The organism is Streptococcus sp. VT 162, from assembly GCA_000688775.2.
GTDB lineage: Bacteria > Bacillota > Bacilli > Lactobacillales > Streptococcaceae > Streptococcus.
Genome location: CP007628.2, coordinates 1,643,808 through 1,658,477, shown reverse-complemented (window position 1 = coordinate 1,658,477; position 14,670 = coordinate 1,643,808). Strand labels below are relative to the sequence as shown.

Sequence of the window (14,670 nt, the reverse complement as noted above, 5' to 3'; positions counted from 1 at the left end):
TTTTTACTATAATATCAAAGATTGACCTAATTACAGATGCAACATATATTAAGCTATTTATATTGGTTTACCGATATAAATAGATAAAAATTGAATGGCTAGGTTATAGAATGATGCAAATACGTGTATTTTTAAGTTAATATACTTGAATAGATTGTATTGAGATGTTATAATATAATAGACAAGCTCTAGTTAGTGATAGAGGTTGTCAAAATGTTATGATGTAATCTCTTAGGGAGATTAGAAATAAAAATTTCATATAGAAAAGAGGAGAAGAAATGTCGAAAAGCAAAGCGTTAAAAATGCTTTCTAAATTTTCTGCGTTAGTTTTTGCTATTTTAGCTCTAGCATCTGTTTTAGTAGGCATTGTTAAAGCAGATAATCCAGTATCAAAAGAATTAACACAAGTAATTACAGACATTGATCTGTTAGATGCTTCAGATACTAAGCAAAATGTGAGTTCAGAAGGAGATTTCGAGCTTCGTACGAATTTAGCATATAAGCTTCGTGTGACTTTTGATCTCAAACAGTATAATGAACATCTGAATAATGGAGATTATTTTACCTTTGATATACCTGCTCCTATGGCAGTTTATGAAGGGAGTCAGGATTTAATTGATCCGACAACAAAAGTTACTATTGGAGAAGCAGAAGTGACTTCAAATGGTACTGATCAAGGTGGGAAAGCAAAAATCACCTTAAAAAACTTGGATAAATATCTAGAGAAAACTGGTGGAGATAAGGTAAAGGATGTGTCAGGGAATTTTTCTGTTACTTTTAGATTCTTAAAGGATCAGAATAAAACCCGTATTAACTTTAATTCATCCTCATTGAAGCAAGAAGTGACTCACATTTATTCATCAAAAACAATCGATGGTCCCAAAGTTGGTACTGAAAATTATGCTAAAATTGGGGGTCGTGCTGCCCTTGAAAATTGGAACTCTCCAAAACTGGCTGAGATTGGTTCGGTTAGCAAGGGAGATGCATGGTCTACCTGGCGCGTACGTGTAAATACAGAGAAACAAGACTTAGGACAAAATATTGTATTACATGATACTATACCAAATGATGATACTAGTTACACTCCTGCACAGTATATTCCTGAGACTCTAAAAGTGTATAAGGCAAATATCACTGTTGGGACTTCTGCTGTTCCAGATGATGCAGTATTGTTAACGGAGGGACAAGACTATACCGTTTCGTGGAACGAAAACTATACTTCATTCGATATCATTTTTAAAGATGGAACGACCTCTTATATAGTATCTTATAACACAACAACTCCTAATGATGGAAGTAAAGTAGGAAATAGGGTTGCTCTGTCATTGGCTGACGGGACTAAATTAGCACAGAATACAAGTCGTCCGGGAGCACTTGATATGACAGCTGAGGCGACGTCTTTGATTTCTGGAACGATTGTAGCATCTACTGCTTACCAAATTAAGATTCATAAGACTGATGCCTTCACTCTTGCTCCAGTTTCGGGTGCAGTATATACTGTGACAGCAGCAGATGATGCAAGTGAAACAACAGAAGTGACTACGAATGAAAAAGGAGTAGCGCTTACGAAAACTTATGATCAGAAATGGGAAGGTAAAACGTTTAAGATCAAAGAGAAGACTGCTCCAGCAGGTTATAAACTAGATGAAAAAGAGTATACAGTCAAACTCGGAGCAGCAGGTTCTACGATCAACCTTAAGGACGAACCTGTTCCAGCTGTGTTCAATGTGACGGCTAAGAAAGTAGTAGAAGGACGTGCAGATAAGCTTCCAAAAGCAGATGAGTTTACCTTTAACCTGTTTACTGCAGAGAACTTGAAGGATCCAGTAGCCACAGCAAAATCAAAAGCTGATGGGACTATTACCTTTGAGAATCTCCAAGTAAAAGGTGCGGGAACTTATCACTACATCATCAAAGAAGACACTTCAACAGCAGTTGCAGGCGTTACATTTGATACAGAAGCCAAGGAAGTTACTGTAGCAGCAACTTTCCAAAGTGGAGTTTTAACAGCAACTGTCACATCTGCAGAACCAACTTTCACTAACACCTATAAAGCAACTCCAGCTAAAGAAACTATCACAGCTAAGAAAGTCTTGAACGGTAAAGACCTTGAAGCTGATAAATACGAATTCGAACTTAAAAAAGGTGAGGTAACAACCCAACCTTCACCAACACTTATAAAGCAGCTCCAGCAAAAATTGCTATTGAAGCTAAAAAAGTTTTGAATGGTAAAGAGCTGGAGATAGATGAGTTTGAGTTTGAACTGAAAGAGGGTGACAAGGTTGTTGCGACAGCAAAGAATGCTGCTGGCGGATTGATTCGTTTTTCTGAAATTAGCTATTCAACAGCAGGAGTATATAACTATACTATTACAGAAAAGGTTGGCAATAAACTTGGTGTAACTTATGATAAAACAGAACATCCAGTAACTGTAGAAGTCAAAGATAATGGCTCAGGTCAACTTGTCGCGACAGTTACAAGTGAAACACCGGTCTTCGTTAATGACTATAAAGCAGAACCTGCACAAGCTACAATCAAAGCTAAGAAAGTCTTGAAAGGTAAAGCGCTTGAAGCTGATGCTTACACATTTGAACTGAAAGAAGGTTCAGACCTTGTAGCTACGGCTAAGAATACTGCCTCAGGAGAAGTTGTCTTCAACGTCACTTTCTCAGCAGCAGGCGATTACGTTTACACTATTACTGAAAAAGCTGGTGACGATAAAACAATCACTTATGATCAAAATGCGTATGAAGTGATTGTCACTGTTGCGGATGATGGTAAAGGCCAATTGGTTGCGACTGTAGAAGATGCGGATACAGAACGTGTCTTCACAAATACTTATACAGCACCAGCTCCAACAGCTACATCAGCAACACTTGAATTTACGAAAGAATTGACTGGTCGTACTTTGGTTGATGGTGAATTCCAATTTGAATTGTATGAAGGTACAAAACTACTTGATACAAAAACAAACCAAGGTGGGAAAGTAACATTTAATGCAATCAACTATGATGCAGAAGGTGAGTATACTTATACTGTAAAAGAAGTGAGTGCCGGAGCAACTGGTATTACTTACGATACAGAAAAGACTGTGGTGGTAAAAGTAACCAAAGATGCAGCAACCAACACTTTGAAGGCAGCTGTTGAATATCCAGCAGGTAGTGTCTTCAAGAATAGCTTCAAAGCACCAGCGGTAGAAGCTACGATTGAAGCAACTAAGAAACTTGAAGGTAAAGAACTTGCGGCAGACGCTTATACTTTCGAATTGAAAGAGAAAGGCGCCGTTGTAGCTACAGCTAAGAATACTGCCGAAGGTAAAGTAGCCTTTGTTCGTTCATTCGAAGAAGCAGGTACTTACACTTATACCTTGGTTGAAAAAGTTGGTACTGAAGAGGGTATTGAATACGATAAGACTGAGCATACTGTAACAGTAACAGTAGTTGCGGATGGTCAAGGTCTCTTGACTGCGACTGTCTCATATGCAGATGGTAAAGCAGTTGTATTTACAAATAAATACACTGTTCCAACACCAACACCAGAACCAAATCCAGCACCAACACCAAATCCAGCTCCAAATAATCCAGGAACAACGCCAGATCCAGCTCCAACACCAGATCCAACGCCAAATAATCCAGGAACAAATCCAACTCCAGGAACAGAACCAACTGATCCAGGACAAAAAGAGGATCCAAAACAAACACCTCCAGCTACGGAGACTAAAGGTAAAGCTGAACTTCCAAACACAGGGGAAGCAACCTCTCTCCTTTCTGCACTTGGATTTGCAGTCTTGGCATTGAGTGGATTGGTATTCTTCGTAAAACGTAAAGCTTAGGCTTTCGTAGGAGAAACATGAAACTTGGTAAGTGAGAATATTCCTTCTCTCTTAAACTTGATAGAGAAAGTCTCTAGAAAATTCGTTTTCTAGAGGCTTTTTTTGTACTTCAAAAAATTTTTTTAAAAAATAGTCAAATTTGGTCAAAAAATTGTTGACTTTTACTGACCAATGTGATATAGTAGGAACATAAGGAAAATGAATTCCTTAGAAAACTTCATTTTCAATGATTCTATTTATTGAAAATGTATGATAGATACCCTAGAAAGGGGTGGGGCCTATGTTAAATCTAACAGATTTTGAAAAGAAGATGATAAAAGGCTTATTTAAGAAAGAAAAACCAGAAATTATACGTAGGGTAGCTAGTTAGCTAGTCTAAAATTTTTAAAACAAAGGTCAAAGATAGTCAATATCAGAGATCGCATATAATTAAGAATAAACGAGGTAAAGAATATGAACAACAACTTTAATAACTTTAACAACATGGATGATTTATTTAACCAATTGATGGGAGGTATGCGAGGATATAGTTCTGAAAATCGTCGCTACTTGATTAATGGACGTGAAGTGACACCTGAGGAATTTGCTCACTATCGTGCAACTGGTCAATTGCCAGGAAATGCAGAAGTTGATGGACAAATGCAACAACACGTTTCAGGTATGAAACAAGACGGTGTCCTTGCTAAACTAGGTCGCAACTTGACAGCGGAAGCTCGTGAGGGTAAGTTGGATCCTGTTATCGGACGAAACAAGGAAATTCAAGAAACATCTGAAATCCTCTCACGTCGTACCAAGAACAATCCTGTTTTGGTCGGAGATGCAGGTGTTGGTAAGACAGCCGTTGTCGAAGGTCTAGCACAAGCGATTGTGAATGGAGATGTTCCGGCTGCCATCAAGAACAAGGAAATTATTTCTATTGATATCTCAGGTCTTGAGGCTGGTACTCAATACCGTGGTAGCTTTGAAGAAAACGTTCAAAATCTAGTCAATGAAGTAAAAGAAGCAGGGAATATTATCCTCTTCTTTGATGAAATTCACCAAATCCTTGGCGCTGGCTCAATCGGTGGAGATAGTGGTTCTAAAGGTCTTGCAGATATTCTCAAACCAGCTCTCTCTCGTGGTGAGTTGACAGTGATTGGGGCAACGACTCAAGACGAATACCGTAACACCATCTTGAAAAATGCAGCTCTTGCTCGTCGTTTCAACGAAGTGAAGGTCAATGCTCCTTCAGCTGAAGATACTTTCAAAATCCTTCAAGGAATTCGTGATCTCTATCAACAACACCACAATGTTATCTTGCCAGACGAAGTCTTGAAAGCAGCAGTGGATTATTCGATTCAATACATTCCACAACGCAGCTTGCCAGATAAGGCTATTGACCTTGTCGATGTAACAGCAGCTCACTTGGCAGCTCAACATCCTGTAACAGATGTGCATGCTGTTGAACGGGAGATTGAGGCAGAAAAAGACAAGCAAGAAAAAGCAGTTGAGGCAGAAGACTTTGAAGCAGCTCTCAATGCCAAGACACGTATTGCAGAATTAGAGAAAAAAGTCGAAAACCACACAGAAGACATGAAAGTGACTGCAAGCATCAACGATGTGGCTGAGTCTGTGGAACGAATGACAGGTATTCCAGTGTCACAAATGGGAGCATCAGACATCGAACGTTTGAAAGATATGGCTCATCGCTTGGAACACAAGGTAATCGGCCAAGATAAGGCAGTAGAAGCAGTGGCTCGTGCTATCCGTCGTAACCGTGCTGGTTTTGATGAAGGCAATCGCCCAATCGGTAGCTTCCTCTTTGTAGGTCCAACTGGGGTTGGTAAGACAGAACTTGCTAAGCAATTAGCGCTCGATATGTTTGGTACCAAGGATGCGATTATCCGTTTGGATATGTCTGAATACAGTGACCGCACAGCCGTATCTAAATTGATCGGTACAACAGCAGGTTATGTTGGGTATGATGACAATAGCAATACCTTGACAGAACGTGTTCGTCGCAATCCATACTCTATCATTCTCTTGGACGAAATTGAAAAGGCTGATCCTCAAGTAATCACCCTTCTCCTCCAAGTCTTGGATGATGGTCGTTTGACTGATGGTCAAGGAAATACAGTGAACTTTAAGAACACGGTCATTATTGCAACATCAAATGCTGGATTTGGCTATGAAGCCAACTTGACAGAAGATGCGGATAAACCAGAGTTGATGGATCGTTTGAAACCATTCTTCCGTCCAGAGTTTCTTAACCGCTTTAACGCAGTTATCGAGTTCTCACACTTGAATAAGGAAGACCTTTCTAAGATTGTAGACCTGATGTTGGCGGAAGTCAACCAAACCTTGGCTAAGAAAGACATTGATTTGGAAGTCAGCCAAGCAGCTAAGGACTTTATCACAGAAGAAGGTTATGACGAAGTTATGGGTGTTCGTCCTCTCCGTCGCGTGGTTGAACAACAAATTCGTGATAAGGTGACAGACTTCCACTTGGATCATCTAGATGCTAAACATTTGGAAGCAGATATGGAAGATGGCGTTTTGGTCATTCGTGAAAAAGCCTAACTTACGATTTTGAGAATAAAAAAAGAAGGAACTAGCTAAAAGCTGGTTCCTTTTTGTGTTTAGATGACATGGCGCTCAAAGGCATCATCTGAAATTCCTTGTTCCAGGATGAGTTTTGCCCATTCTTTAGCAGAAAAGAGGCTGTGGTCCTTGTAGTTTCCGCAAGATTCGATGGTTGTTCCAGGGACATCTTCCCAAGTAGTGGTTTCAGCAATTTCCTTGAGCGAATCCTTGATAACGGCTGCAATTTCAGCACTGGTATGGCGTCCCCACATAATCATGTGGAAGCCTGTACGACAACCAAATGGCGAACAGTCAATCATACCGTCAATGCGGGTACGGATGAGCTTGGCTAAGAGGTGCTCAATAGTGTGAAGCCCAGCAGTAGGGATAGAGTCTTCATTTGGCTGTACCAAGCGAATATCAAAGTTGGAGATGACATCTCCTTTTGGCCCTGTTTCTTCCCCAATCAAGCGAACATAAGGTGCTTTAACAATGGTGTGGTCAAGTTCAAAACTTTCAACAATAACTTCTTTTGACATGGTAAATCCTTTCAGTTTTCTTCTTTCATTATAACATAAAGGGTGCTGTTGATGGAGTTTGATAAATGACTTTTTGGTACTAGAATGATAATAAAGTCTCTATACATAAACCTCAGAATTATAAAGAAAGAATGGAGAGAAGAATACCTTGTGAAAGAAAAGTTTAGTTTTTCTAGTGGAACTCAGGTGACTTTTGAAAAGTGGACCAACTTTTTCTGAAATTTCTGTTTAATCTCTGAACTAATTCTGAACTAGATTGGGTATACTGGAGAAAATAAAGATAAAGGAGTTCAGTATGGAACATATTGTAAAAATTGATCGTGTTTCTAAAAAATATGGAGACAAGCAAATTTTAAAGGATATTTCTTTTACAGCTAGGAGTGGTCGCATTACGGCTTTCCTAGGACATAATGGTGCAGGAAAAAGCTCGACCTTGAGGATTCTCTTGGGCTTAGATCGGGCGACAGCAGGAACTGCGACTTTTGATGGACAAACCTATCAGTCAATGATTTATCCTCTCAAAACAGTAGGTGCAGCTTTTGACGGTATTGGAGGTCTGCCAAATAGAAAGGTTTACGACCATCTGCATATTATTGCTGCAAGTAATGCTATTCCGAAGTTTCGGATTGATGAGGTATTGGATATGACTGGGATCGCTCATAAGAAAAAGGATTTCTTATCAAGCCTGTCTCTAGGAGAGGGGCAGCGCCTGGGGTTGGCAGTAGCTTTACTAGGTGATCCCCAGTTTTTAATATTAGATGAGCCGACCAATGGACTGGATCCAAGTGGGATTAAGTGGTTTAGAAGGTTCATTCGCCAGCAGGCTGATTTTGGGAAAACCGTCCTTCTATCCTCTCATATCCTATCTGAGGTACAAATGGTAACAGATGATGTAGTCTTGATTCATCATGGGCAAATTATCGAACAGGGAACGCTAGAAGATGTATTACAAGGAACAGATAGTTTAGAAGAGCTCTTCTTCGACTTAACAGAGGAGGTTTAAGATGAAAGAGACGATGTCCTTATTGCATTCAGAGTGGTTGAAAATCCAATCAACCAAGGCTTTCAGGGTAAGTGTGGTCTTTATGGTGTTATTGGTACCTGTTGTGTCATGGCTAGAGGGACGTCAGTATTTATCTGTCGGATTGGGTGCCACACCTGAGACGGTTCCCGGTCTGGCAGAAGCTATTGATCCGCTTGAATATCTAGGTCTTAATTGCGCTTCTATGGGTGGTATGGTTTTAGTCATCTTAGCTGGAATTTTGGGAGCAACAGAATTTCAGTCTCATAGCTTGCGAACCAGTCTATTGGCTTGTAATAACCGCTTGAAGCTACTTATGGGGAAAATATTGACCTTTGGTTTGTTTTCACTCATCATTAGCTTGTTATCCATTTATTTGAGCTATATTGTCATGCACTTGGCTTTAGGAAAAGAAGGGCTACATCCAATTTTACTTAATCAAGCTGCCTGGAGTCATCTTTTATGGAAGGCACTAGCTACTGCATTGCTAGGTCTCTTGTCCTTTTTATTGGGATTGCTTGGGCGGACGATGTTGCTTCCCTTACTCTTTCTTGTGCCCCAGCTCTATAATCTGGGAAACTACCTGGCAGCTCATACGAGTTGGGGGGCATATTTGCCACAGCCAGCAGTAGAGTTGTTTGCTGCAACGCCAACTTCCCAATATGCCAACAATCCCTTGCAAGGACTCTTGATACTAAGCGTATGGTTGCTAGTCATCGGCGTCATGGCCTCTCTGCGCTTTTTGAAGACGGATTTAGGAGGACGCTACTGATGATAAAAGCTCTGCTTAAAAGTGAATGGATTAAGTTTCGTTCTTACTATCTCGTTCTTGGTGCCGCATTTGTGGCTCTGGTAGTCGTTCCTTTTTTTCTGATGAATCTTGACTACAGTCAGACAGCAGTTGGCCAGACAAAGGCTCTGAGTGAAGCTTTGCATGCTCTCTATCTGGCGCAGCCTGTCATCGTCATCTTTACTTCCCTCTATTTTGCCCAGGAGTTTGTCAAGTCTGGGATGCGAACGAATTTTCTAACCGTATCAAATAGAAAGGCTTGGTTGGCTGGGAAATTCCTTTTTCTGGCCGTTCTGCTCTTGGTTCTCTACAGTGTCATGATAGGCAGCTGTTTCTTTGTTATGCTGGCTCGATTTGACCTAGACTTTAGCTGGCCCTTACTGGGGAAATTCCTCTATTACAGCTCTTTTGGTCTTCTCAGCAATCTTTTTCTGGCTCTTTTAGCTGCTGGCCTCGCTTTGCTCTTTCAATCTTGGGTTGTGCCGGTGTCGGTGCTATTTCCTCTCTTGATTGGTCTTAGCCGTTTATTGGCAACTTTTATCAAAGAAGCAAAGTACCTGCCCGATCTGGCTACGCTAAATCTTTTTGAGTATGAAGGGCTTCAGAATTCGATAGATCTATCAGGGTTGGGAATACAGCTGTTCTGGCTAGCTTTGATTTGGAGCTCTGCTATATTCTTGACCTTGAAACGAGATGTTCGCTAGAGGTATGCTATAATGGAAATCATGAGACAGTATCGTATTTTGGTGGTTGATGACGATCGGAGCATTTTGAAGCTGGTGAAAAATGTCCTAGAGCTCGATGCTTATGATGTGACGACGCTTGATCGAATAGAAGAGCTAGAGCTGACGCATTTTGTCGGATATGACTTGATTTTGCTAGATGTGATGATGGAGCCTGTTAATGGTTTTGAGCTGTGTTCCTACATTCGTCCTCATCTTTCGTGTCCAATTATCTTTCTGACAGCTAAGGAGTTAGAGGCGGACAAGGTGGAAGGGCTCTTTCGCGGAGCAGATGACTATATTGTCAAGCCTTTTGGGACCAAAGAATTGCTGGCGCGTGTCAGAGCTCATCTTCGGCGGGAGGAAAGACGGGAGGAGCGATATTCTGAAATTGCTTCTTGTCAATTTTATCCAGAGCGCTATGAAGTTGCCTATTTTGGTAAAGTCTTGAAATTTTCAGAGCGAGAGTTTAAGTTGCTGCATTTACTAGCTAGCAATCCCAAGCAGACCTTTTCAGCTGAACGCCTGCATACTTTACTTTACCCAGAAAGCTCAGAAACACAGCTTCGCTCCATCTCAGAATACGTATATCAGATTCGCCAAAAATGCAAACAAGAAGGGCTGCAAGCAATCGCAACAGTGAGAGGAGTAGGCTATAGATGGCAATTAGAACCCGAAATTTCAAAAGCCTAGTCTGGACAACCAGTTTAAAAATCGTATTTTTTCATGTTTTGATTTTTGTGCTTATAGGCTATGAATTTACGCAAGGAAGTGATCACGTTCTTTTCACCTTGTTCTTTTGGGCGGGGAGCTTGCTGCTGATTACTTTTTATCATATTTTGAAATTGCTCCGAAAAATCGACAGGGAAATAAAAATGCTAAAGAGCGAGAAGCTTTTAGAAGAAAATCAAAGTCAGTTTTTTCGGATTGAGGAAATGCTAGAAGTTTATAGCGATTTACGGAGCAGCCACCAAGAAAATGCTCGTCTTCTAGAAAGAGAGCAGCAGCATAATCAGGAGTTGATTTTACAGCTATCAGCGACATCGCACGATTTGAAGACGCCCCTAACTGTGATTAAGGGGAATGCTGAGCTCTTGGAATTGGCACAGTTAGGCCATCCACAGGCAGACTATGCTGCTGAGATTTTGCAGGTTAGTCACAAGATGGAAGAGTATTGTGGCTCTTTGATTGATTACGCTAAGACTTTTCAGATTGATTCTAATCAGTTCATTCAGCTTTCCTTAGGGGACTTTTTGGCTTATCTACAGGATGATTGGGCACTGTTCAGCAAACAGGAAAGCCATCGTTTCTACCTCCAAGAAGATTGTGATCTTAGCTTGAGATTGTCCATTCATTTGGACTATCTCAAGCGAGCTTTGCTCAATATTTTACTGAATGCGCTTGAACATGCAGACCAGAATCAAAAGGAAGTCAAGCTAACGGTATCAGTGCAGCAGGACCAGTTGGTTTTTGCTATCTGGAACAATGGACCTGCATTTTCAGAGGAGATGCTGCTAGGAGCGGAACGGCTCTTTTATCAGAGTGACCAAAGCCGCAATTCAGCTAATCCCCATCATGGTATCGGCTTAGCCTTTTCTAAGCAGGTAGCTCTCTTGCATGGTGGTCGTCTGACCCTGCTCAATCTATACCAAGGAGGAGCCTCTGTCGAGTTGACAATTTCATTGAAATAAATGAGAATGGAAAATCATAAAAACGCATAATACCAAGTGTCCAAAAGACTTGATATTATGCGTTTGATTTTTTTATTATGTAAAGATTTACTGGATTTTTCTCTCAAATGGAGTTTTTGTCCAGCCTTGTTTATTTATTTGCGATACAAGCGATCGTATTGGTAGAATGGGTCAAAGGTTACGTTGATACCTAGCTTGCGAAGGACGTTCTTGTCTTCATCGGTCAAGATGATGGTTGAATGAGCTTCGCTTCCTTTGAGATTCCCAAGTTCTTTCATGGCACGCGCAGCATCAGGATTTTCCATAGCTGTGATTGCAAGTGCAATCAAAATTTCATTTGAGTGGAGGCGAGGATTGCGGCTACCGAGATGATTGATTTTAAGGCCTTGAATTGGTTTGACGACTTCAGGCTCGATTAGTTTCACTTCCTTAGCGATGTCAGCTGATTTTTTGATAGCATTGATCAAGGCAGCAGCTGTAGGACCAAAGAGTTCAGAGTTTTTACCAGTCACGATTTCCCCATTTGGCAATTCAAGGGCTAGGGCAGGGCCACCAGTTTCTTCTGCTTTTTGGCGTGCAGCAACAGCTACTTTACGGTCTGCAGGTGTGATGCCGAGGTCGTTCATGAGAAGTTCAATCTTCTTGACAGCAGTTTCTCCGACTTTTTCAGCTTTAAAATCAAGAACAGTTTGATAGTAGCGACGGATGATTTCTTGTTTAGAAGCTTCGACAGCAGCTTCATCATCTGTAATAGCGAAACCAACCATGTTGACACCCATGTCTGTTGGTGAAGCGTATGGAGATTCACCGAGAATGCGTTCTAACATACGTTTGAGCACTGGGAAAATTTCGATATCACGGTTGTAATTGACAGTGGTTTCTCCGTAGGTTTGGAGATGGAAAGGGTCAATCATATTGACATCGTCAAGGTCTGCGGTGGCAGCCTCATAGGCCAAGTTGACTGGATGATGAAGGGGCAGGTTCCAGACTGGGAAGGTTTCAAACTTAGCGTAACCAGACTTGATGCCATTGAGTTGGTCATGGTACATATTGGACATACAAGTTGCCAATTTTCCAGAACCAGGTCCAGGAGCTGTCACGACGATCAAGTTACGGCTGGTTTTGATGTAGTCGTTTTTCCCCATACCTTCTGGAGAAATGATGTGGTCCATATCAGTCGGGTATCCTTTGATTGGATAATGAAGATAGGAATCAATCCCGTTTTTATCTAACTGGTTGCGGAAGGCATCTGCAGCTGGTTGACCAGCGTATTGTGTGATGACAACCGAACCAACAAAAATTCCCAGCTCATTGAATTTGTCAATCAAACGAAGAACTTCTTGATCATAAGAAATGCCTAGGTCACCACGCGCTTTAGAATGCTCGATGTTGCTTGCGTTAATGGCGATCACAACTTCAACCTGCTCTTTCAATTCTTGCAAGAGTTTGATCTTGTTGTCAGGTTCATAGCCAGGTAGTACACGAGCAGCGTGGAAATCTTCCAACATTTTGCCACCAAACTCCAAGTAGAGCTTGCCGTCAAATTGGTTAATGCGCTCCAAAATGTGGTCGCGCTGTAGATTTAAATATTGTTCAGAACTAAAAGCTTGTTTTTTCATTTTTTTACCTCTGACCTCTATTATAATAAAAAATTGGAAGATAGGAAACTACGGAGTCAAAAAAGAAATCAAAAAGATTAGGCAAACGCTTGCGCTAAGTTTTAAAAAGCGCTATCATAGACTATAGATTATTAAAATAATGAGGTAAGAAGATGCAAGAAAAATGGTGGCACAATGCCGTAGTCTATCAAGTCTATCCAAAGAGTTTTATGGACAGCAATGGAGACGGAATTGGCGATTTGCCAGGAATTACTAGTAAGTTGGACTACCTAGCTAAGTTAGGGATTACAGCTATTTGGCTTTCTCCTGTTTATGACAGTCCGATGGATGATAATGGCTACGATATTGCTGATTATCAAGCAATTGCAGCTATTTTCGGGACCATGGAGGACATGGATGAACTCATCGCAGAAGCTAAGAAGCGTGATATTCGAATTATCATGGACTTGGTGGTCAATCATACCTCGGATGAACACGCATGGTTTGTCGAGGCTTGTGAGAAGCCTGATAGCCCTGAGCGTGACTACTATATCTGGCGGGATGAGACCAATGATTTGGAGTCTATCTTTAGTGGGTCTGCTTGGGAATACGATGAAAAGTCGGGTCAATACTATCTCCACTTTTTCAGTAAGAAACAGCCGGATCTCAACTGGGAGAATGAAAAACTGCGCCAGAAAATTTATGAGATGATGAACTTCTGGATTGATAAGGGCATTGGCGGTTTCCGTATGGATGTCATTGATATGATTGGGAAAATTCCTGACGAGAAAGTAGTCAATAACGGTCCTATGCTCCATCCCTATCTCAAGGAAATGAATCAGGCGACCTTTGGTGACAAAGATCTCTTGACAGTAGGAGAGACCTGGGGAGCAACACCAGAGATTGCCAAGCTCTACTCGGATCCAAAGGGACAAGAATTGTCTATGGTCTTCCAGTTTGAACACATCTGTCTTCAGTATCAGGAAGGGCAACCTAAGTGGCACTACCAAAAAGAGTTAAATGTAGGGAAGTTAAAAGAAATTTTCAACAAATGGCAGACAGAGTTAGGAGTTGAGGACGGCTGGAATTCCCTTTTCTGGAACAACCATGACCTTCCTCGTATCGTCTCTATCTGGGGTAATGACCAAGAATACCGTGAAAAATCTGCCAAAGCCTTTGCGATTTTGCTTCATTTGATGAGAGGGACACCTTATATTTACCAAGGTGAGGAGATTGGGATGACCAACTATCCGTTTGAAACACTGGATCAAGTAGAAGATATTGAATCCCTCAACTATGCGCATGAAGCTCTTGAAAAAGGCGTTCCGATAGAAGAAATCATGGACAGTATCCGTGTCATTGGTCGCGACAATGCCCGTACTCCGATGCAATGGGATGAGAGCGAAAACGCTGGTTTCTCAACAGGTCAACCTTGGTTGGCAGTTAATCCAAACTACGAAAAAATCAACGTTCAAGAAGCTCTGGCAAATCCAGATTCTATTTTCTATACTTATCAAAAACTCGTTCAAATCCGTAAGGAGAATAGTTGGCTGATTCGAGCTGACTTTGAATTGCTTGATACAGCTGATAAGGTCTTTGCCTATATTCGTAAGGACGGTGACCGTCGCTTCCTAGTTGTGGCTAACTTGTCCAATGAAAAACAAAACTTTTCAGTAGAAGGAAGAGTTAAGTCAATCTTGATTGAAAACACTACTGCTAAAGAAGCAGTTGAAAAACAAACCTTGGCTCCATGGGATGCCTTCTGTGTGGAACTAACGGATTAAAATAAGTGAACCTCAAGCCTTTGATGCTTGGGGTTCTTTTGTTGAAAAATATATAGAAAAGTCTTTAAAAAATATTTGTTAGAATTTTCTAAAAAATCTGGCGAAAGTCCTTGCTTTTATGAAAAAATAGG

The 14,670-nt window shown here is 41.0% G+C and carries 9 protein-coding genes and 1 pseudogene; 8 read left to right on the top strand and 2 right to left on the bottom strand.

Going from position 1 to position 14,670, the window contains the following annotated elements:
- Window positions 1–278: 278 nt before the first annotated feature.
- Both V470_08210 and V470_08200 read left to right on the top strand, forming a co-directional pair.
- Window positions 279–3,832, top strand: a pseudogene (locus V470_08210) (cell wall anchor protein).
- A gap of 453 nt (window positions 3,833–4,285) precedes the next feature.
- Complete coding sequence (locus V470_08200; protein ID AHZ48393.1) at window positions 4,286–6,391, top strand: Clp protease ClpX; 2,106 nt, start codon at window positions 4,286–4,288, stop codon at window positions 6,389–6,391.
- A gap of 59 nt (window positions 6,392–6,450) precedes the next feature.
- Here V470_08200 and V470_08195 read toward each other — a convergent pair whose 3' ends face one another.
- Window positions 6,451–6,933, bottom strand: a complete 483-nt coding sequence (locus V470_08195) for an S-ribosylhomocysteinase (GenBank protein ID AHZ48392.1) — start codon at window positions 6,931–6,933, stop codon at window positions 6,451–6,453.
- A gap of 295 nt (window positions 6,934–7,228) precedes the next feature.
- Here V470_08195 and V470_08185 point away from each other — a divergent pair, with 295 nt between their 5' ends.
- The 5 genes from V470_08185 to V470_08165 are packed head-to-tail and all read left to right on the top strand — an operon-like array spanning window position 7,229 to window position 11,157.
- Window positions 7,229–7,936, top strand: a complete 708-nt coding sequence (locus V470_08185; GenBank protein ID AHZ48391.1) for an ABC transporter — start codon at window positions 7,229–7,231, stop codon at window positions 7,934–7,936.
- 1 nt (window position 7,937) lies between these two features.
- Window positions 7,938–8,726, top strand: coding sequence for a lantibiotic ABC transporter permease (locus V470_08180; protein ID AHZ48390.1), 789 nt, complete (start codon window positions 7,938–7,940; stop codon window positions 8,724–8,726).
- A complete protein-coding gene (locus tag V470_08175; GenBank protein ID AHZ48389.1) occupies window positions 8,726–9,448 on the top strand; it encodes a lantibiotic ABC transporter permease in 723 nt (240 codons plus the stop codon). Before V470_08180 ends, V470_08175 begins: the two co-directional genes overlap by 1 nt.
- 12 nt (window positions 9,449–9,460) lie before the next feature.
- Window positions 9,461–10,159, top strand: a complete 699-nt coding sequence (locus V470_08170) for a chemotaxis protein CheY (protein AHZ48388.1) — start codon at window positions 9,461–9,463, stop codon at window positions 10,157–10,159.
- The gene (locus tag V470_08165) at window positions 10,126–11,157 is read left to right on the top strand and encodes a histidine kinase (protein ID AHZ48387.1); all 1,032 of its coding nucleotides are present in this window, start codon (window positions 10,126–10,128) and stop codon (window positions 11,155–11,157) included. The genes V470_08170 and V470_08165 overlap by 34 nt, the downstream gene beginning before the upstream one ends.
- A 134-nt stretch (window positions 11,158–11,291) precedes the next feature.
- On the opposite strand, the gene V470_08160 is transcribed toward V470_08165, so the two are convergent.
- Entirely contained in the window at window positions 11,292–12,776 is a 1,485-nt protein-coding gene (locus tag V470_08160) for a hypothetical protein (protein AHZ48386.1), read from the bottom strand.
- Between the two features lie 152 nt (window positions 12,777–12,928).
- Here V470_08160 and V470_08155 point away from each other — a divergent pair, with 152 nt between their 5' ends.
- On the top strand, window positions 12,929–14,539 hold the full coding sequence (locus V470_08155) for a glucan 1,6-alpha-glucosidase (GenBank protein AHZ48385.1): 1,611 nt from the start codon (window positions 12,929–12,931) through the stop codon (window positions 14,537–14,539).
- Window positions 14,540–14,670: the final 131 nt, after the last annotated feature.

What these genes read in the sequence shown, in the direction of transcription:
- V470_08185 (AHZ48391.1), top strand. Translation starts at nt 7,229, where the DNA reads ATGGAACATATTGTAAAAATTGATCGTGTTTCTAAAAAATATGGAGAC.
- V470_08170 (AHZ48388.1), top strand. Translation starts at nt 9,461, where the DNA reads ATGGAAATCATGAGACAGTATCGTATTTTGGTGGTTGATGACGATCGG.
- V470_08165 (AHZ48387.1), top strand. Translation starts at nt 10,126, where the DNA reads ATGGCAATTAGAACCCGAAATTTCAAAAGCCTAGTCTGGACAACCAGT.
- V470_08195 (AHZ48392.1), bottom strand. Translation starts at nt 6,933, where the DNA reads ATGTCAAAAGAAGTTATTGTTGAAAGTTTTGAACTTGACCACACCATT.
- V470_08175 (AHZ48389.1), top strand. Translation starts at nt 8,726, where the DNA reads ATGATAAAAGCTCTGCTTAAAAGTGAATGGATTAAGTTTCGTTCTTAC.
- V470_08155 (AHZ48385.1), top strand. Translation starts at nt 12,929, where the DNA reads ATGCAAGAAAAATGGTGGCACAATGCCGTAGTCTATCAAGTCTATCCA.
- V470_08180 (AHZ48390.1), top strand. Translation starts at nt 7,938, where the DNA reads ATGAAAGAGACGATGTCCTTATTGCATTCAGAGTGGTTGAAAATCCAA.
- V470_08200 (AHZ48393.1), top strand. Translation starts at nt 4,286, where the DNA reads ATGAACAACAACTTTAATAACTTTAACAACATGGATGATTTATTTAAC.
- V470_08160 (AHZ48386.1), bottom strand. Translation starts at nt 12,776, where the DNA reads ATGAAAAAACAAGCTTTTAGTTCTGAACAATATTTAAATCTACAGCGC.